Origin of the sequence: Nocardioides sp. CPCC 205120, from assembly GCF_048654585.1 — a bacterium.
Lineage (GTDB): Bacteria > Actinomycetota > Actinomycetes > Propionibacteriales > Nocardioidaceae > Nocardioides.
Genome location: NZ_JBMCYY010000003.1, coordinates 448,478 through 466,461 on the forward strand (window position 1 = coordinate 448,478; position 17,984 = coordinate 466,461).

A 17,984-nucleotide genomic window follows, 5' to 3' on the forward strand; every position below is an offset into this window, starting at 1 on the left:
GCCACGTCGGGCCCGCCGCTGTTGTCGTGGCCCGTCCGCGCGCCTAGCGTGCGGAGAGACACCCGTGGGGCAGGCGCCGCACCGGGACGTACCGGAAGGACACCAGTGAACAAGTCGCAGTTCATCGAGGCGCTGTCGTCGAGGTTCGAGGGCAACAAGAAGGCCGCCGCCCACGCCCTCGACGCCGTCGTCGACACCATCACCCGTGAGGTCGCCCGGGGCGAGAAGGTCGCCATCACCGGGTTCGGCGCGTTCGAGAAGCGCGCGGAGGCGGCCAAGGGGGTCGTCCCCAAGTTCACCCCCGCGGCCAACCTGCGCAACGTCATCTCGGGCGCCAAGCAGCTGCCGGCGGCGACCGTCGGCGCGGCGGGCGAGGCCGCGAGCGCCGTCGTCGCGAAGGTGACGGGCAAGGGCGGCACGCGCCGGTCCGGTACGTCGGACGGCGACGCCGCCGAGGGCGCGGAGCCCACCGTCAGCACCTCCGAGGTGTCGATCGAGCAGGTGCTCGGCACGGCGCCGGCGGGGAAGAAGGCCGCGGCGAAGAAGGCCCCGGCGAAGAAGGCTCCCGCCACGAAGGCGACGAAGAAGGCCCCCGCCACCCGCACGACGGTGAAGACGGCCCCCGCCAAGAAGACCCCCGCCACGAAGGCCCCCGCCCCGAAGGCGCCGACGAAGAAGGCCACCGCCGCGGAGGCCCCCGCCACCGAGGCCCCCGCCACCGAGGCCCCTGCGAAGAAGACGCCGGCGAAGAAGAGCATTGCCACGCAGGCTCCCGCGAAGAAGGCCCCCGCCAAGAAGGCCCCGGCGAAGAAGTCGCCGTCGGCAGGCGCCCCCGCGAAGAAGACCGCTGTGGCGAAGACGCCGGTGGACGTGCCGCCGGACGCCGGCACGCCGGCCTCTCCCGCTGCCGAGGGTGACGTGCCCCGGGCGCCGTCGACCGGCCCCGTGACGTCGGCGAACGAGCCGGTCACCCCCTCCGCCGCCGCGGAGGCCCCCGCCGAGGGCACCACCGCGAAGAAGGCGCCCGCCGAGAAGGCGCCGGGGAAGAAGGCGCCCGCGAAGAAGGCGCCCGCCACGAAGGCCACGGCCGAGAAGGGCACGGCCGAGGAGGCCCCGGCGAAGAAGGTCCCGGCGAAGAAGGCGCCCGCGAAGAAGGCGAGCAAGGCCACGGCCACGAGGGACGCCGCGACGCGGGCGGCGGCCGGCACCGAGCCGGGGGCGACGCCGCCGGTGGCGCGCACGACCGCCACGACGTCCGTCGCCGATCAGGCCGACGACGGGGGTCCGCGCACGCCGTCGCAGAACTCCCCGGCGGCGCAGACCGAGCCCCCGGCCTGACCGAGGGGTCCCGACCGCTCCTAGCCGGGGTGGCGGGCCAGCAGGCCCGCCGTCCACGGGCCCAGCCCGAGGTCGACGGCGCCGTCCAGTGCGGCGGCGTCGTCGACGTCGTGGCGCAGGGTGGGCAGCGCCCCCTCGATCGGTACGGCGCCCGCCGCGAGGTGGGCGCGCGTCGAGCCCGGGCCGTAGCGCGGGTCGAAGAGGGGGAGGGGCGCGCCGTACAGCGTCGTGCCCGTGCCCGCGGCGTCGCTGACGAAGACCGGGCCGTCGGCGTCGAGGACCCGGGCCAGGGCGTCGGCGAGGTCGGCGGGACGCAGCGCCGGGAGGTCGGCGCACAGGGCGACGGGCAGCGCGTCGGGCCAGCGCCGGGCCGCCTCCCGGGCGCCCTGGCGCAGGGTGCCGTTGAGGTCGCCGTCGACCGGGTCCGGCACGACGGTGCAGCCCAGCCGCGCCAGGTGGTCGGCGAAGACGTGGTCGTCGGTGAGCACGAGGACGCCCACGACACCGGGCGTGGCCAGGGCGGCGCGCGCGGTGTCGAGCGCGAAGGCGGCGGCCAGCTCGGAGCGCGGCGCGCGGCCCTCCCCGAGGCGGGACTTGCCGACGGCGGGCGGCTTGACCGGCAGCAGGATCGCGGCGGACGGGGACGTGCTCACCCGGCCCATGCTCCCAGCCCGCGCGCGGCGCGGGGAGGGCGGTCCGACCGCGCTGCCGTCGTCGGCGACCGGCAGCGCCTATCCTGCCCTGCGGTGCCGAGGCACCGGACCGGTGCAGGACGTGAGGGAGGGGACGGGCCTTGGCGACGAGGAAGCTGAGCGAGCGCCGGGGCTGGGCGTACACGGTGGCGGCGACGATCCTGAAGCCGACCCTGACGGCCGCGACCTCCCGGACCTGGGAGGGCGGCGAGCACGTCCCCGCGACCGGCGGCGTCGTCGTCGCGCTGAACCACGTGACGAAGGTCGACCCCCTCTTCGCCGCGCACTACCTCTACGACCACGGGCGCATCGCGCGCTACCTGGCGAAGTCGGGGCTCTTCGAGTCGCGCGCGATGGCCACGTTCATGACGGCCGCGGGCCAGATCCCGGTCGAGCGCGAGAGCGCGGGCGCCTCGGCGTACGCCGCCGCCGTCGACGCCGTGCGGGCCGGGAAGTGCGTCGTGGTCTACCCCGAGGGCACCATCACCCGCGACCCCGACCTGTGGCCGATGACGGGCAAGACGGGCGCCGCGCGGATCGCGCTGGCCACCGGTTGCCCGGTCGTGCCGGTGGCCCACTGGGGCGCCCAGGACGTGCTCGCGCCGTACTCGTCGCGGCCCCGGCTGCTGCCCCGCAAGCACGTCACCGTGCGGGCGGGTGCGCCCGTCGCCCTCGACGACCTGGTCGGGCGCACGGACGCGCGCTCCGCCGTCGAGGCGACGAGCCGGATCATGGCGGCGATCACCGGCCTGCTGGCCGAGATCCGCGGCGAGCAGCCGCCCGCCGAGCCGTTCGACCCCCGCCGTCGGGGCGTGAGCGAGTACGGTCGCCCCCGCGCGGTGGAGCCGCGCGCGGACGACGAGCCGGGCGAGCCGGGTGGCCGTCCGACCGGTGACGGGGAGGGTGCATGACGAAGGTGGCGGTGCTGAGCGCCGGGTCGTGGGGCACGGCGTTCTCCCTGGTGCTGGCCGACGGCGGCGGCGACGTCACCCTGTGGGGACGTCGCGAGGAGGTCGTCGAGCGCATCAACACGCGCCACGAGAACGCCGACTACCTGCCGGGCATCCAGCTCCCGGGCAGCGTCGACGCCACCACCGACCCCGAGCAGGCCCTCGCCGGCGCCGACGTCGTCGTGTGGTCGATGCCGTCGCAGACGCTGCGGGGCACCCTCGAGCAGTGGCGCGACCTCGTGCCGCGCGACGCCGTCTCCGTCTCGCTCATGAAGGGCGTCGAGCTCGGGACGGTCAAGCGCATGAGCGAGGTCATCGCGGAGTCGCTCGACGTGCCGTCGCGCCAGGTGGCCGTCGTCAGCGGCCCGAACCTCGCGAAGGAGATCGCCCGCCGCGAGCCCGCGGCCTCGGTGGTCGCGTGCGAGGACGAGGAGACCGCGCGCCGGCTCCAGCGGCTGTGCCACACCCCGGCGTTCCGCCCGTACACGAGCACCGACGTGGTGGGCTGCGAGATCGGCGGCGCCTACAAGAACGTCGTCGCCCTCAGCGTCGGCATGGCCGTCGGCCTCGGCTTCGGCGACAACACGACGGCGTCGGTCATCACCCGCGGCCTGGCCGAGACCGCCCGGCTCGCGGTCGCGCTCGGCGCCAACCCGCTCACGCTCATGGGTCTCGCGGGGCTCGGCGACCTCGTCGCCACGTGCTCCTCGCCGCTGAGCCGCAACCGCACCTTCGGCGAGCGCCTCGGCTCGGGCATGACGACCGAGGAGATCTACGCCTCGACCCGCCAGGTGGCGGAGGGCGCGAAGTCCTGCAGCTCGCTGCGCGACCTCGCGCGCCGTACCGGCGTCGACGTGCCCATCGCCGAGCACGTCGACGAGGTCGTCGCGGGCACCATCACCGCGCGCGACATGATGACGGCGTTCGTGGCGCGCGAGACCAAGGCCGAGGCGGACTGACGCCTCAGCGGGCCTCGAGCGCGGCGACCAGGTCGTCCCACAGGTCGTCGACGTCCTCGACGCCGACCGAGAGCCGCACCAGCGACTCCGGGATCGTCGCCGCCTCGGTCTTCCAGCGGCGCCGGCGCTCGAGCGTGGACTCCACACCCCCGAGGCTCGTCGCGAACACCCACAGGCTCGTCGAGCGGCACAGCAGGTCGGCGGCCAGCGGGCCGCCGGTGAGCTCGATGGCGACGATCGCGCCGAAGCCGGGGTAGCGCACGCGGGAGACGGCCGGGTGGGCCTCGAGGCGCCGCACGAGCTCGGCGGCGTTGGCCTGGGCCCGCTCCACCCGCAGGTGCAGGGTGCGCAGGCCGCGCAGCGCGAGCCAGGCCTCGAGGGTGCCGGGCACGGCGCCGAGCAGGTCGCGGCGGCCCTTCACCACGTCGTACAGCTGGGGGTCGCGCACGACGACGGCGCCGAGGAGGGCGTCGGAGTGCCCGGCGAGGAACTTCGTCGCCGAGTGCAGCACCACGTCGGCGCCCAGGTCGAGCGGCTGCTGGAGCAGGGGCGTGGCGAAGGTGTTGTCGACGACCACGGTCGCGCCGGCCGCGTGGGCGGCGGCCGCGAGCGCCGGGATGTCCGCGACCTCGAGGGCGGGGTTGGTGGGCGACTCGATCCACAGCAGCGCGGCGTCCTCGCAGGCGGCGGTGACCGCGTCGACGTCCTCGATGTCGACGAGCCGGGTGCGCACCCGCCCGCGCAGCTCGAGGTCGCCCAGCTGGCCCAGCGTGCCCTGGTAGGAGTGCTGCGGCGCGACGACGACCCCGTCCGGCGCGACCAGGTCGAGCAGCGCGGCGACGGCCGCGAGCCCCGAGGAGAAGGCGAGGGCGCGCCCTCCCTCGAGGCTGCCGAGCGTCTCCTCGAAGGCCAGCCACGTCGGGTTGCCGTAGCGCCCGTACTCCACGTCGCCGCCCCCGACGTACGTCGCCGCCATCGTCAGCGGCGTGTTGAGGGGGGCGTCGGGCGTGCGTGCCGGACGGCCGGCGTGCACCGCACGGGTGGCGGGACGGAGCCCGTCGGAGCCGGCGGGGACGGGGGAGGAGGGCTGCTCGGGCATGCCCGCCAGCCTACGGCGTGGGGCTGCTCGGTCCGTCGCCGCGCGGGGTGCGCGGGAGCGGGGGCGGGGGCCGGTAGGGTCGAGCGCCATGAGTGACTCCGCCCCCCGTCGTCCGCGCGTGGCCGTCGTGTTCGGGGGCCGCTCCGCGGAGCACTCGATCTCGTGCATCTCAGCGGGCAGCGTCATCGCGGCCCTCGACCCGGAGCAGTACGACGTGGTGCCCGTCGGCATCGCGACGGACGGCCGCTGGGTGCTGGAGGACCCGTCGACCAACCGGCTCGAGCTGGGGCCCGGCGGCGCTCTGCCCCAGGTGCGCGGAGACGCCGCCGTGCAGCTCCTGCCCGGCTCCTCGCCCGAGCTCGTCGTCAGCGACGCCGGTGACGTGCCGCGCGTGCTCGGCGAGGTCGACGTCGTGTTCCCCGTGATGCACGGCCCCTTCGGCCAGGACGGCACGCTGCAGGGCCTGCTCGAGATGGCCGGCGTGCGCTACGTCGGCGCCGGCGTGCTGTCGTCGGCGGTGGGCACCGACAAGATCTACATGAAGCGGCTCTTCGAGGCCGCCGGGCTGCCGGTGCTGCCGTGGGTCGCGATCACGCCGCGCGACTGGGCGCGCGACGAGGCGGGCGTGCGGGAGCGCGTCGCCGCCCTCGGCCTGCCCGTCTTCGTCAAGCCCGCCCGGGCCGGGTCGAGCTTCGGCATCACGCGGGTCGACGACCTCGCCGACCTCGACGCCGCGCTCGACGAGGCTCGCCGCCACGACCCCAAGGTGCTGGTCGAGGCCGCCGCGGTCGGCGCGCGCGAGGTCGAGTGCGGCGTGCTGGCCGGCGAGGGCGACGGCGACCACGCGACGAGCGCGCTCGCCGAGATCCGGGTGACGGCGGAGCACTCGTTCTACGACTTCGAGGCGAAGTACCTGCCCGAGGAGAACACCGCCCTCGACGTGCCCGCCGACCTGCCCGACGAGGTCGCCGCGCGGGTGCGCGAGCTGTCGGTGGCCGCGTTCGACGCGCTCGACTGCGAGGGCCTGGCCCGGGTCGACTTCTTCGTCATGCCCGACGGCGCCGTGGTGCTCAACGAGGTCGAGACCATGCCGGGCTTCACGAGCCTGTCGATGTTCCCCCGCATGTGGGCCGCGAGCGGCATCGACTACCCGAGCCTGGTCGACCGGCTCGTGCGCGGCGCGCTGGCCCGCGACACCGGCCTGCGCTGACCCCTCCGCCCACGGGCGCGCCCTCAGAAGCAGGGGTCGACGAGCTCGGTGTTCGCCAGGATCGCCGGGGCCACGTCGATCTCCTCCTCGACCGGCGGGCGCCGCTCGGCCGGCAGGCGCAGCTGCACGGTGGGCTCAAGACCGATCGTCGTGACCACGACGTCGACCGTCTGGTCCTGGTACGTCGCGGGCTCGGCGTACCAGCCGACGTCCCCGACGACCTCGCAGTCGGACGTGTCGGTGAAGGACGCCGGCAGCTCGGCGCCGCAGACGACCACGGTCGCCGGGGTGCCCCAGGCGCGGGCCGCGACCCCCTCGGGCGCCACGTCGCGCTCCTCCTCGCCGCCGACCTCGTCGGGCAGGTCCGCCAGCAGCGCGGCGCAGGCCTCGCGCTGCCCCGCGGGCAGGTCGTCGAGGAGCGAGGCGCCCCGCACCTCGACAGGCGCTGCCGAGCAACCGGCCAGGACCGCCGGCGCCACCAGCACCCCGGCCAGCAGGACGAGGGCCCGGGGCGCGCGAGGCGTGCGGGCGGCGGGCATCGGGCCTCCGGGGCGGTGCGGGACGGGCGGGTGCCGGGCGGGTGCCGGGCGGGACGGGCGGGTGCGGACGGGGCCCGTGGGGGCCGTGCGCCGGGTCAACCTACCGGGTGGGGCGGGCCGGCCGGGCGGGGCGGGTCGAGCCGGGACGGGGGAGCGGGTCTGGTGGGATGGGGGGATGGAGAACCCCCGCCCGCCGCGCGCGACCGGAGCCGACACCCCCCTCTCCGCCGTCGGTGAGTTCGGCGTCGTCGAGGCCGTGGTCTCCCGCCTCCGCAGCAACGACGACGTGCTGGTGGGCCCCGGGGACGACGCGGCGGTGCTGCGGATCCGGCGGGGGCACGCCGTCGTCTCGACCGACCTCCTCGTCGAGGACCGGCACTTCCGGCGCGACTGGTGCTCGGCCGCCGACGTGGGCCACCGCGCCGCGGCGCAGAACCTCTCCGACGTCAACGCGATGGGCGGTCGCGCGACCAGCCTGACCCTCGGTCTCGCCCTGCCGGAGGACCTGCCGCTGCGGTGGGTGGAGGAGTTCACCGACGCCTTCGTCGCCGAGGCGGGGCTCGTCGGGGCCGTCGTGGTCGGCGGCGACGTGACGCGGGCCGACGCCGTGGTGGTCGCGGTGACCGTGCTCGGGTCGGTGGCCCAGCGTCCCGTGCTCCGCTCCGGCGCCCGTCCGGACGACGTCGTCGCGCTGTGCGGGCGGCAGGGCTGGGCGGCGGCGGGGCTGACCGTGCTGGGACGCGGCTTCCGCTCGCCCCGGGTGCTGGTGGAGGCCTACCGGCGCCCGGAGCCGCCGTACGACGCGGGGCCGGCCGCCGCCGAGGCCGGGGCCACCGCGATGGTCGACGTCTCCGACGGGCTGCTCGCGGACCTCGGCCACGTCGCCGTCGCCTCCGGGGTGCGCATCGACCTGGACACCGCGGCGCTCGACGTGGCCGAGCCGCTGCACGCCGTGGGCTCGGCCCTGGGCGCCGACCCGCTCGGCTTCGTGCTGACCGGCGGCGACGACCACGCCCTGGTCGCCACCTTCCCGGCGGACGCCGCGCTGCCGGACGGCTGGACCGTGGTCGGTCGCGTGCACGAGCAGGACCCGGCCGCGCCGCTCGCGCCCGTCACCGTGGACGGCGTCGCGCCGGAGGGCCCGACCGGTTGGCAGCACTTCTGAGGGCACCCACCGCGTCGTGCCCCGGCTCCGTCGTACCGCGCGAGCGGGGGAGCGGGGAAGACAAGACGACGAGGGCCCGCCCAGCAGTGCTGGACGGGCCCTCGGGCGTCGGTGCGCTCAGGTCAGCGGGTGACCTTGCCGGCCTTGAGGCAGCCGGTGCAGACGTTCAGCCGCGTCGGCGTGCCGCCGACCTTGGCGCGGACGCGCTGGATGTTCGGGTTGAAGCGACGCTTCGTGATCTTCCGCGACCACGGCCTGTTGTTGCCGAAGCCGGGCTTCTTGGCGCAGATGTCACAGACGGCAGCCACCGGTACTCCTGAAGTCGAGAACAGTTCGAGTCGTACGCCGACGTGGGCTCCGCACGAGGTGCGGCGGCGTTCACGTAGGCAACCGGAGGAGAGTAGCCGATCCCGCGCGGACCAGGCCAATCGACGGCGGCAGGCGGTGGACGGACGGGTCGCGGCACCCCACGCCGCCGCTAACGTGGCATCCTGCCACTCCTCGCAGCGTCGCCCGCCCCCGCGGGACGACGTGCCGGGAAGTACGAGCGTGAGCGCACGGGAGCACGGAGCGGAGGGGGCCAGATGAGCGGTGCCGGTCAGCCCGTGCGGCTCGAGGTGGTCGCCCGCTTCGTCCACATCGCCACCGACGCCCTCGCCGACGCCCGCGAGGAGATCGACGCCCTCAACGTCTTCCCCGTGCCCGACGGCGACACCGGCACCAACATGTTCCTCACGATGTCCGCCGCGCGCGAGGCGATGGTGCAGGCGCTCGACGCCGTGGGCCTCGCCGGCATCGCCGACGACGCCCACGCCGGTCGGCCCGTCGCGGCCGAGGTCGGTCCCGAGCAGCTCGCGACCGTCCTGCGGGCCCTGGCCCGCGGCGCGCTCCTGGGGGCCCGCGGCAACTCCGGCGTCATCCTCGCGCAGATGCTCGGAGCCGTGGCGGCCCACCTCGGGGCCGCGCCCGACGGGCGGCGCACCGCCGTGCTCGTCGCCGGCGGCCTCACGGAGGCGACCCGGGCCAGCTACGCCGCGGTGGGCGAGCCGGTCGAGGGCACCATGCTCACCGTGGCGCGTGCCGCGAGCGAGGCCGCCGAGCGGGCCGCGCAGGCGGAGCGCCCGCGGTCCCGCGACGTGTACGTCGCCGCGGCCGCGGCCGCCCGCGAGGCGCTGGCCCGCACCCCCGACCTCCTCCCCACCCTCGCGGCCGCCGGTGTCGTGGACGCCGGTGGTCGCGGCCTGTGCGTCATCCTCGACGCCGCCGAGACGGCCCTGACGGGACGCCGACCGCTGCCGGTCCCGGTGCGCCTGGGCCACCACACGATCCCGGTGGCGGCGTCCGGGGCGCACGAGGCCGGGCCGGCGGCGGGTGCCGCGGCGTACACCCCGGCGTACGAGGTCATGTACCTGCTCGACCAGTCCGACGACGCGGCCGTCGCGCAGCTGCGGGAGCGCCTCTCCGCGATCGGTGACTCGCTGGTCGTCGTCGGCGCCGAGGGGCTGTGGAACGTGCACGTGCACGTCGACGACGCGGGCGCGGCCATCGAGGCCGGGGTCGCGGCCGGTCGCCCCCACCAGATCCGGGTGACGCACCTCCGCGACCACGCCCGCCACGCCCACCCCGCCCACCACGACGGCCCCGGGCACGGGCACGGGCGCGGGTCGGGGCACGCCGGGGGCGTCGAGGAGCCCGAGGCGGGCCAGGACGAGACCGCCGCCCCGGTGCCGCACCGCCGCACGGGTCGCGCGGTCGTCGCGGTGAGCGCGGGCCCGGGCCTGGCGTCGGTGTTCGAGGAGGCCGGCGCGGTCGCGGTGCCCGGTGGCCCGGGGGAGCGCCCGTCCGCGGGCATGCTGCTCGAGGCGGTACGGCGGACCGGGGCCGCCGAGGTCGTGATCCTGCCCAACGACCCCGACTCGGTGCGCACGGCGGAGGTCGCCGCCCGCACCGCGGAGGAGGACGGCGACGTCCTCGTGGCCGTCGTGCCCAGCCGCGCCCAGGTGCAGGGCCTCGCCGCGCTGGCGGTGCACGAGCCGGGCCGCGCGTTCGGCCCCGACGTGCTGGAGATGACCGCGGCGGCGCGCCACTGCCGCCACGGCGCGGTGACCGAGGCGTCGCGGCGCGCGATGACGACCGCCGGCCCCTGCGAGGCGGGCGACGTGCTGGGCGTCGTCATGGGGGACTTCGCGGTGGTGGGGCACGACCGCCTCGCGGTCGCGGTCGAGGTCGTCACCCGGCTGCTGGCCGTGGGCGGCGAGCTGGTGACCGTGGTCGCCGGCGCGGGCTCCGGCGACCTGGCCGCGCACCTGGCGGCGCACGTCGAGCAGGAGCACCCGGGCGTCGACGTCGTCACCTACGAGGGGGGCCAGCCGCGCTACGCGCTGCTGGTCTCGGTGGAGTGAGCCGGGTGGGCGGCGCACGGGCGGGGGTGGTCGCGTGATCACCCTCCACTCCCCGGTCGAGACGGTGCTCGGCGGGGCCGCGAAGAAGGTCGGCAAGGTCAAGGAGCAGCTCGGCATCAGCACGGTCGGTGACCTGCTGCGCCACTTCCCGCGCACCTACCTGAAGGTCGACGAGCCGAGCACGGTCACCGACCTGGCCCCCGGTCAGCACATCAGCATCGTCGGCCGGGTCGGCGAGGCGAGGCTGCGCAGCTACCAGGACCGCCGCACGCAGCGCACGGCGTACCGGCTCGAGGTCCGCCTCGACACCGACGGCCCGTCGCTGCGGCTCACCTACTTCGCCCGCAACAAGGGCATCGCGACCCACTTCGAGAACCGGCACGCGGTGGGCACGCTCGGCGTGTTCATCGGCAAGGTCGACCGGTTCCGCGACGAGTGGCAGCTGACGAACCCCACGATGGTGCCGCTGGAGGGCCCGGCGCCGGCCGCGCCCGGTGACGACGCGGCCCGCGCGGCGGTCGCCGGCATGCGGGCGCTCTTCCCCGTCTACCCGGCCACCGCGGGCGTCGAGTCGTGGGACCTGCAGGCCGCGGTGGCCTTCGCGCTGAGCGTGCTCGCCGAGCCGGACGATCCGCTGCCCGAGCGGCTGCGGGACGAGCAGGGTCTCGTGGGGGTGCGCGAGGCCTTCGAGCGCGTGCACCAGCCGGACTCCTGGGCCGACGTCACCCGCGGGCTGCAGCGCTTCCGCTTCGACGAGGCGCTCGTGACCCAGCTCGTGCTGGCCCGCCGGCGGGCCGCCCTGCGCGCCGTGGCCGCCGCACCCCGCACGGGCGAGCGGCCCGACGGCACCCGGGGCGGGCTGCTCGCCGCGTTCGACGCCCGCCTGCCCTTCGAGCTCACCGCGGGCCAGGTGGCCGTCGGCGCCGAGATCGAGGCCGACCTCGCCGCCGGCCACCCGATGAACCGGCTGCTCCAGGGCGAGGTCGGCTCCGGCAAGACCCTCGTCGCCCTGCGCGCCATGCTCCGCGTCGTCGACTCCGGGGGCCAGGCCGTGCTGCTCGCGCCCACCGAGGTGCTCGCCCAGCAGCACCACCGCTCGCTCGGGCGCCTGCTCGGCGACCTCGCCCAGCCGGGGATGCTCGGCGGGGCGGAGGAGGCCACGGGCATCGCGCTGCTCACCGGGTCGAGCACGACGCAGCAGCGGCGCGAGGCGCTCCTGCGGATCGCCTCGGGCGAGGCCGGCGTCGTCGTGGGCACGCACGCGCTGCTGGAGGACCGCGTCTCGTTCGCCGACCTGGGCCTCGTCGTGGTCGACGAGCAGCACCGCTTCGGCGTCGAGCAGCGCGCCGCGCTGACCGACAAGGCCGAGAAGCCGCCCCACGTGCTCGTCATGACCGCCACCCCCATCCCGCGCACCGTCGCGATGACCGTCTTCGGCGACCTCGAGACGTCGGTGCTCAGCGAGCTGCCGGCCGGGCGCGCCCCGATCCAGACCAACGTCGTCCCGCTGGCGGAGGCGCCGCGCTGGCTCGACCGCGCCTGGCAGCGGGTGCGCGAGGAGGTCGAGAAGGGCCACCAGGCCTACGTCGTGTGCCCCCGCATCAGCGAGGAGACCGCCGAGCAGGGGGAGAGCGACGCCGTCGACCTCGACGCCGAGGGCGAGGTGGTGGCCCCGCCGACCACGCGCCCGGCCGCGGTCGAGACGGTCGTCGCGCTGCTGCGCGAGGGGCCGCTGGCGGGCCTGCGGGTCGAGGCCCTGCACGGGCGGATGGCCCCCGACGACAAGGACCGGGTGATGCGGCGCTTCGCCGCCGGCGAGGTCGACGTGCTCGTCTCGACCACCGTCATCGAGGTCGGCGTCGACGTCGCGAACGCGACCACGATGGTGCTCCTCGACGCGGACCGCTTCGGCGTCTCCCAGCTCCACCAGCTGCGCGGCCGTGTCGGTCGCGGCGGCCTGCCCGGCCTGTGCCTGCTCGTCACCAACGCCTCCGCCGGCACCCCGGCCCGCGAGCGCCTCGACGCCGTCGCCGCGACGACCGACGGGTTCGAGCTGTCCCGCGTCGACCTCGAGCAGCGCCGAGAGGGCGACGTGCTGGGCGCCTCGCAGTCCGGTCGGCGCTCCAGCCTGCAGACCCTCCGCGTGCTGCGCGACGAGGGCACCATCGTCGCCGCCCGCGAGGTGGCGACCGCACTGCTCGCCGACGACCCCGACCTGCGTGCGCTGCCGCAGCTCGCCGCCGCGGTCGTCGACCTCGAGACCTCGGCCGGCGCGGCCTACCTGGAGCGGTCGTGACGCGGATCGTCGCGGGCCGGGCGGGCGGGCGCCGGCTGCGCACGCCCCGGGGCGACGCCACCCGGCCGACCTCGGACCGGGTGCGGGAGGCGCTGTTCTCGGCCCTGGAGTCGCGGCTGGGCTCGCTGGAGGGCGCCGCGGTCCTCGACCTGTACGCCGGCTCGGGCGCCGTCGGGCTCGAGGCGTGGTCGCGCGGGGCCGCGTCGGTGCTCCTCGTCGAGCACGACCAGCGCACCCACGCCCTCGTCCGCGCCAACGCCCGCGAGGTGGGGGCCGGCGCGGCCGCGACCGTGCTGCGCGCCACCGTCGCCACCGCCCTCGCCGGGCCGCCGCCGCAGGCCTACGACGTCGTGTTCAGCGACCCGCCGTACCCGCTGGCGGACGCGGCGGTCGCCGCCGACCTGGCCGCGCTCGTGACCGGCGGGTGGCTGGCACCCGACGCGCTCGTCGTCGTCGAGCGCTCCTCGCGCAGCCCCGAGCCGGTGTGGCCGGACGGCCTCGAGCGCGAGTCTTCGAAGCGCTACGGCGAGACGACGCTCTGGTACGGTCGCGCGGCTTCCGCCGAGCCCGAGGAGACCCCATGACCCGCGCCGTGTGCCCCGGCTCGTTCGACCCGGTCACCCTCGGCCACGTCGACATCGTCGCGCGCGCGGCGCGGCTGTTCGACGAGGTCGTGGTCGCGGTCGGGGTCAACGCCTCGAAGCGGCGGCTCTTCAGCGACGACGAGCGCCTCGAGATGCTCGCCGAAGCCACCGCGCACCTGCCCAACGTGCGCGTCGCCGGCTTCTCCGGGCTGCTCACCGACTTCTGCGCCGAGCAGGGCGCCGCGGCGCTGGTGAAGGGCCTGCGAGGGGCGGGCGACCTGGAGTACGAGCTGCCGATGGCGCGGATGAACGACCACCTCAGCGGCGTCGAGACGGTGTTCGTGGCCGCCCGCCCGGAGCTCACCCACGTCTCCTCGAGCCTGGTGAAGGAGGTGGCGTCGCTCGGCGGCGACGTCGCGCCGTTCCTCTCGCCGGCCGTCCACGACCGGCTGCTGGCGCGTCTCGCCGAGCGCCGCGCCCGCGCCGACCAGGCGTGAGGGCCGCCGCGCGGCCCGTCGCGGACCCGTCGGGGACCGCACGGTTTGGCCCAGTCCGGCGTGGGTGGTTAGTCTTTCCCGGTTCTGTCCTGCCCCAGCACCGGAAGTGATCCTCTGACCCGCCTGGACCCGAGAGCGCCGCTCGTGATCGACACCCGCGAGCTGGGCCGCCGAGCAGGGTCCCAGCACGAGGTGGTCACCACGGTGCCGGCACCGGCAGATCTCGGCATCGAGGTCCTCGGTGTCCCCGAAGGCTCGCCGGTCGAACTCGACCTGCGGCTGGAGGCGGTCATGGAGGGCGTCCTGGTCACGGGAACGGCGCACGTCGAGCTCGTCGGCGAGTGCGTGCGGTGCCTGGAGGAGATCACCGACGACGCGTCGGCGACCTTCCAGGAGCTGTTCGTGTACGACGACGGGCAGGCCGATCACGGGACCGAGGACGACGACGACCTCGGTGTCCGGCGGCTCGAGGACGACCTGGTCGACCTGGAGCCGTCGTTGCGGGACGCGGTGGTGCTCGCACTGCCGTTCCAGCCGCTGTGCTCGGAGGACTGTCCGGGCCTGTGCGTCGAGTGCGGCGCCAGGCTCGCGGACGACCCGGGGCACACGCACGGCGAGGCGATCGACCCCCGGTGGGCCGGCCTCACCGAGGCGCTGGGGTCCGGCAGCGACGGAACGCCGGGCACGAGTGCCCCGCAGACGCACGACAACTGAACGTCCCCACCCGGGGGCTCACCGGTTCCCCGGTGGGTGTGGAACGGCCGGCGCCAGCCGGCGTGATTCGAGGAGAAGAAAAGTGGCTGTCCCGAAGCGGAAGATGTCGCGCAGCAACACCCGTCACCGTCGCTCGGCCTGGAAGGCGTCCGTGCCCTCGCTGGTGACCTGCGCCAACCCCGCCTGCGGTGCCCAGCACCTCCCGCACCGCGCGTGCGGCACGTGCGGTCAGTACGGCGCCAAGGCGAGCCGTCGCCAGGTCCTCTGACCGGCGACGCGACGACCGCGCACGACCCGACGTACGTCCTGACCGACTACGCCGACCTCCGAGCAGCGCTCGGGAGCCCCTCGTTGGCTCCCGAGCTGCTCGAGCGTGCGCTCACCCACCGCTCGTTCGCGTACGAGAACGGCGGCCTGCCGCACAACGAGCGGCTCGAGTTCCTCGGTGACTCCGTGCTCGGCATCGTCGTCACCGAGACGCTCTACACCCAGCACCCGGACCTCTCCGAGGGCCGGCTGGCGAAGCTGCGCGCCGCGGTCGTCAACGCCCGCGCGCTGGCCGACGTCGCCCGCACGATCGGGCTCGGCCAGCACCTGAAGCTGGGGCGCGGCGAGGAGGCGACCGGCGGGCGCGACAAGCCGTCGATCCTCTCCGACACCCTCGAGGCCGTGATCGGCGCCGTGCACCTCTCCGGCGGCATCACCGTCGCCTCCGAGGTCGTCCACCGCCTCTTCGACCCGGTCATGGAGGCCGCCGCCGCGATGGGCGCCGGCCTGGACTGGAAGACGTCGCTGCAGGAGCTCGCCGCGGAGCGGGCCCTCGGCGTGCCGGAGTACCTCATCACCGACGAGGGCCCCGACCACCTCAAGACCTTCACCGCCCGCGTGCGCGTGGGCGAGGGCGTGTACGGCCACGGCGTCGGCCGCTCGAAGAAGGAGGCGGAGCAGCTGGCCGCCCAGACCGCCTACGGCGAGATCGCCGAGGCCGACCCGGCGGCAGCCCCGGCGGCCCCGGCGGCCCCGGACGAGCCGGCCACGCCTCCCGCGGACGCCCCGGGTGCCGGAGCTCCCTGAGGTCGAGGTCGTCCGTGCCGGCCTGGAGCGCCACGTCGTGGGCGCGCGGGTCGTGGACGTGGAGGTCCTCCACCCCCGTCCGGTACGGCGGGACCCCGGCGGCCCGGACGGGTTCGTCGCCGCGCTGCGCGGCCGCACCCTCCTCGGCGCCCGCCGCCGCGGCAAGTACCTGTGGTTGCCGCTCGACAGCGGCGACGCGCTGACCGCCCACCTCGGCATGAGCGGGCAGATGCTCGTGCAGCCCCCGTCCGCCCCCGACGAGCGCCACCTGCGGGTGCGCCTGCGCCTCGAGGGCGCGGACGAGGGCCGCGAGCTGCGCTTCGTCGACCAGCGGATGTTCGGCGGCCTCGCCGTCAGCCTCGGCGGCGCCGAGCTGCCCCCCGAGATGGCGCACGTGGCGCGCGACCCGCTCGACCCCGCCTTCGACGACGCGGCGTTCGTGGCCGCCGTCCGTCGCCGGGCGTCCGCGGTCAAGCGGATCCTGCTCGACCAGAAGGTCGTCTCGGGGGTCGGCAACATCTACGCCGACGAGGCGCTGTGGCGCACCCGGCTGCACGGGGAGCGCCCGGGCGAGCGGCTGCGCCCGGTCGAGGTGCGCACCCTGCTGACGAACGTGCGCGCCGTCATGACCGAGGCCCTCGCCCAGGGCGGGACGTCGTTCGACGCCCTGTACGTCAACGTGAACGGGGAGTCGGGCTACTTCGACCGCTCCCTCGACGCGTACGGCCAGGAGGGGCGGCCCTGCCGCCGCTGCGGGGCGGCGATCCGGCGTACCGCGTTCATGAACCGGTCGTCGTTCTGGTGCCCCCGGTGCCAGCCCGCGCCCCGGACGGCCCGCCCGTCCCGGCCCGCCGCCGCGCCGAAACGCCCGGGTCCCGCGTCGGATTGACCCCCGCTCGCACGGGTGAGACATTTGACGACGGCCCGGACCGGGCCCCACACCCCTGCACGTGCTCCGGAGGATCTTCCATGGCCAAGGCGCTGATCGGCTACCTGGACAGCGACCGTCGGGTCCCCTCCCGCCTCGAGGTGGACAACGCCCGCCTGCGCGCCCGCATCGGCGACCTGGAGCAGCTCGTGCTGCGCCTGCAGGCGGAGAACGACCGGCTGACCGCGGCGCACGCCGCCGTCCTCCTCGACATCGAGGAGTCGCAGGACCAGCTCCAGCCGGCCTGACCGGCCGATTCCCGCTGGGGGCGCGCACGGCGTAGCCTCCTCCGACCGTGGGTCGGATCTGGGAGTTCATCGCACCGGCGCGTCTCGGGCCCGGGTTCCGCCACCTCGTCCTCGCCTTCTGGACCGCGAACCTCGCCGACGGCGTGATGATCGCGGCAGGGCCGCTGCTGCTGGCCTCGCTCACGTCCGACCCCTTCCTCATCGCCCTCGGCGCGGCGGCGCCGCGCGTGCCCTGGGTGCTGTTCGGCCTCTACTCCGGCGTCGTGGCCGACCGGGTGGACCGCCGCCTGCTGATGCTCGGCACCAACCTGGTGCGCCTCGGCGTGGTGGCCGTGCTGGGCGCGGCGATCGCCACCGATGTCGTCAGCGTCACCTGGGTGCTCGTCAGCCTCTTCCTGCTCGGCACGGCCGAGTGCTTCAGCGACACCACCGCCTCGACGCTGATGCCGATGCTGGTCGAGAAGAAGGACCTCGGCATCGCGAACGCCCGCGTCATGGTCGGCGTGATGACGATCAACCAGCTCGCGGGCCCGCCGCTGGGGGCCGCGCTCTTCGTCGCGGGGACGGTGTGGCCGGTGGTCGCCCAGGGCGTCTGCATCGCCCTGGTCGTGCTGCAGGTCGCCCGCCTGCGGCTGCCGTCCCTCGTGCCTCCGGCGGGGGAGCGCTCGCTGTTCCGCGACGTCGCGGACGGCGTCGCGTGGCTGGCGCGCCACGCGGCGGTGCGCACACTCGCGCTGACCATCCTCACGTTCAACATCACCTTCGGCGCCACGTGGTCGGTGCTCGTCGTGTACGCCGACGACCGCCTCGGACTGGGCGGCTTCGGCTTCGGCCTGCTCACCGCCTGCGCTGCGGTCGGGGGCATCGTCGGGGCGCTGGCCTACGGGCCGTTGGAGCGCCGCTTCTCGCTCAGCGCGATGATGCGCGTCGGGCTCGTCGTCGAGACCGCCACCCACGGCATCCTCGCCCTCACGACGTGGCCGGCCGTGGCGATGCTGGTGCTCGGCGCGTTCGGGGTGCAGGCGTCGATCTGGGGCACCACGTCGACGACGGTGCGGCAGCGCGCCGTACCGGCGCACGTGCAGGGGCGCGTCACCAGCGTCTACCTTCTGGGCATGCAGGCGGGCCTCGTCGTCGGGGCGCTGCTGGGCGGCGTGCTCGCGCAGTACGGCGGGGTGCGCGCCACGCTGTGGTTCGGCTTCGCCGGCTCGGCGCTCATCCTGGCCCTCATCTGGCGCCAGCTGCCGCACATCGCGCACGCGGGCGAGTAGGCGCCGCGGGCCGGTCTC

19 protein-coding genes are annotated in these 17,984 nt (G+C 75.8%); 15 read left to right on the forward strand and 4 right to left on the reverse strand.

Features of this window, described 5'->3' with window-relative positions:
* Positions 1-105: 105 nt before the first annotated feature.
* A complete protein-coding gene (locus tag ACOACO_RS18130) occupies positions 106-1,338 on the forward strand; it encodes an HU family DNA-binding protein (RefSeq protein ID WP_420297685.1) in 1,233 nt (410 codons plus the stop codon).
* Positions 1,339-1,358: 20 nt separating this feature from the next.
* Here ACOACO_RS18130 and ACOACO_RS18135 read toward each other — a convergent pair whose 3' ends face one another.
* Positions 1,359-1,991 carry a 2-phospho-L-lactate guanylyltransferase gene (locus ACOACO_RS18135; protein ID WP_420297686.1) on the reverse strand — a complete coding sequence of 211 codons (633 nt, stop codon included), beginning with the start codon at positions 1,989-1,991 and terminating at the stop codon, positions 1,359-1,361.
* A 140-nt stretch (positions 1,992-2,131) separates the two neighbouring features.
* Between ACOACO_RS18135 and ACOACO_RS18140 the strand changes: the two genes are divergently transcribed.
* Positions 2,132-2,941, forward strand: a complete 810-nt coding sequence (locus tag ACOACO_RS18140; protein ID WP_420297687.1) for a lysophospholipid acyltransferase family protein — start codon at positions 2,132-2,134, stop codon at positions 2,939-2,941.
* Positions 2,938-3,939, forward strand: coding sequence for an NAD(P)H-dependent glycerol-3-phosphate dehydrogenase (locus ACOACO_RS18145; RefSeq protein ID WP_420297688.1), 1,002 nt, complete (start codon positions 2,938-2,940; stop codon positions 3,937-3,939). Before ACOACO_RS18140 ends, ACOACO_RS18145 begins: the two co-directional genes overlap by 4 nt.
* Before the next feature lie 4 nt (positions 3,940-3,943).
* Here ACOACO_RS18145 and ACOACO_RS18150 read toward each other — a convergent pair whose 3' ends face one another.
* Positions 3,944-5,038 (reverse strand): trans-sulfuration enzyme family protein, encoded by a 1,095-nt coding sequence (locus ACOACO_RS18150; RefSeq protein WP_420297689.1) that lies wholly within the window; start codon positions 5,036-5,038, stop codon positions 3,944-3,946.
* An 88-nt stretch (positions 5,039-5,126) separates the two neighbouring features.
* On the opposite strand from ACOACO_RS18150, the gene ACOACO_RS18155 reads away from it, so the two are divergent.
* A complete protein-coding gene (locus ACOACO_RS18155; protein WP_420297690.1) occupies positions 5,127-6,248 on the forward strand; it encodes a D-alanine--D-alanine ligase family protein in 1,122 nt (373 codons plus the stop codon).
* 23 nt (positions 6,249-6,271) lie between these two features.
* On the opposite strand, the gene ACOACO_RS18160 is transcribed toward ACOACO_RS18155, so the two are convergent.
* Positions 6,272-6,787 carry a DUF3515 family protein gene (locus tag ACOACO_RS18160; RefSeq protein WP_420297691.1) on the reverse strand — a complete coding sequence of 172 codons (516 nt, stop codon included), beginning with the start codon at positions 6,785-6,787 and terminating at the stop codon, positions 6,272-6,274.
* Between the two features lie 175 nt (positions 6,788-6,962).
* Here ACOACO_RS18160 and ACOACO_RS18165 point away from each other — a divergent pair, with 175 nt between their 5' ends.
* On the forward strand, positions 6,963-7,952 hold the full coding sequence (locus ACOACO_RS18165) for a thiamine-phosphate kinase (RefSeq protein ID WP_420297692.1): 990 nt from the start codon (positions 6,963-6,965) through the stop codon (positions 7,950-7,952).
* A 122-nt stretch (positions 7,953-8,074) separates the two neighbouring features.
* On the opposite strand, the gene rpmB is transcribed toward ACOACO_RS18165, so the two are convergent.
* Positions 8,075-8,260, reverse strand: a complete 186-nt coding sequence (rpmB, locus tag ACOACO_RS18170; protein WP_277500352.1) for a 50S ribosomal protein L28 — start codon at positions 8,258-8,260, stop codon at positions 8,075-8,077.
* A gap of 276 nt (positions 8,261-8,536) precedes the next feature.
* Between rpmB and ACOACO_RS18175 the strand changes: the two genes are divergently transcribed.
* The 10 genes from ACOACO_RS18175 to ACOACO_RS18220 all read left to right on the forward strand — a co-directional run bounded on the left by ACOACO_RS18175 (position 8,537) and on the right by ACOACO_RS18220 (position 17,966).
* A complete protein-coding gene (locus ACOACO_RS18175; protein ID WP_420297693.1) occupies positions 8,537-10,354 on the forward strand; it encodes a DAK2 domain-containing protein in 1,818 nt (605 codons plus the stop codon).
* Positions 10,355-10,388: 34 nt separating this feature from the next.
* Positions 10,389-12,650, forward strand: coding sequence for an ATP-dependent DNA helicase RecG (locus tag ACOACO_RS18180; protein WP_420297694.1), 2,262 nt, complete (start codon positions 10,389-10,391; stop codon positions 12,648-12,650).
* Entirely contained in the window at positions 12,647-13,234 is a 588-nt protein-coding gene (gene rsmD / locus ACOACO_RS18185) for a 16S rRNA (guanine(966)-N(2))-methyltransferase RsmD (protein ID WP_420297695.1), read from the forward strand. Before ACOACO_RS18180 ends, rsmD begins: the two co-directional genes overlap by 4 nt.
* A complete protein-coding gene (gene coaD, locus ACOACO_RS18190; RefSeq protein ID WP_420297696.1) occupies positions 13,231-13,731 on the forward strand; it encodes a pantetheine-phosphate adenylyltransferase in 501 nt (166 codons plus the stop codon). The genes rsmD and coaD overlap by 4 nt, the downstream gene beginning before the upstream one ends.
* A 144-nt stretch (positions 13,732-13,875) precedes the next feature.
* Positions 13,876-14,445 carry a YceD family protein gene (locus tag ACOACO_RS18195; RefSeq protein WP_420297697.1) on the forward strand — a complete coding sequence of 190 codons (570 nt, stop codon included), beginning with the start codon at positions 13,876-13,878 and terminating at the stop codon, positions 14,443-14,445.
* An 82-nt stretch (positions 14,446-14,527) separates the two neighbouring features.
* On the forward strand, positions 14,528-14,713 hold the full coding sequence (gene rpmF / locus ACOACO_RS18200; protein WP_277500346.1) for a 50S ribosomal protein L32: 186 nt from the start codon (positions 14,528-14,530) through the stop codon (positions 14,711-14,713).
* Positions 14,714-14,796: 83 nt separating this feature from the next.
* Entirely contained in the window at positions 14,797-15,519 is a 723-nt protein-coding gene (gene rnc / locus ACOACO_RS18205) for a ribonuclease III (protein ID WP_420297698.1), read from the forward strand.
* Positions 15,503-16,408: a bifunctional DNA-formamidopyrimidine glycosylase/DNA-(apurinic or apyrimidinic site) lyase gene (mutM, locus tag ACOACO_RS18210; protein ID WP_420297699.1), complete on the forward strand. Its 906-nt coding sequence runs from the start codon at positions 15,503-15,505 to the stop codon at positions 16,406-16,408. The genes rnc and mutM overlap by 17 nt, the downstream gene beginning before the upstream one ends.
* 80 nt (positions 16,409-16,488) lie before the next feature.
* Positions 16,489-16,695, forward strand: a complete 207-nt coding sequence (locus ACOACO_RS18215) for a hypothetical protein (RefSeq protein WP_420297700.1) — start codon at positions 16,489-16,491, stop codon at positions 16,693-16,695.
* A 47-nt stretch (positions 16,696-16,742) separates the two neighbouring features.
* Entirely contained in the window at positions 16,743-17,966 is a 1,224-nt protein-coding gene (locus ACOACO_RS18220; protein ID WP_420297701.1) for an MFS transporter, read from the forward strand.
* The last annotated feature ends 18 nt before the right edge of the window (positions 17,967-17,984 follow it).

Coding starts and splice junctions, on each gene's coding strand:
- ACOACO_RS18150 (WP_420297689.1), bottom strand. CDS start 5,038: ATGCCCGAGCAGCCCTCCTCCCCCGTCCCCGCCGGCTCCGACGGGCTC.
- coaD (WP_420297696.1), top strand. CDS start 13,231: ATGACCCGCGCCGTGTGCCCCGGCTCGTTCGACCCGGTCACCCTCGGC.
- ACOACO_RS18165 (WP_420297692.1), top strand. CDS start 6,963: ATGGAGAACCCCCGCCCGCCGCGCGCGACCGGAGCCGACACCCCCCTC.
- ACOACO_RS18155 (WP_420297690.1), top strand. CDS start 5,127: ATGAGTGACTCCGCCCCCCGTCGTCCGCGCGTGGCCGTCGTGTTCGGG.
- ACOACO_RS18160 (WP_420297691.1), bottom strand. CDS start 6,787: ATGCCCGCCGCCCGCACGCCTCGCGCGCCCCGGGCCCTCGTCCTGCTG.
- ACOACO_RS18145 (WP_420297688.1), top strand. CDS start 2,938: ATGACGAAGGTGGCGGTGCTGAGCGCCGGGTCGTGGGGCACGGCGTTC.
- ACOACO_RS18215 (WP_420297700.1), top strand. CDS start 16,489: ATGGCCAAGGCGCTGATCGGCTACCTGGACAGCGACCGTCGGGTCCCC.
- ACOACO_RS18175 (WP_420297693.1), top strand. CDS start 8,537: ATGAGCGGTGCCGGTCAGCCCGTGCGGCTCGAGGTGGTCGCCCGCTTC.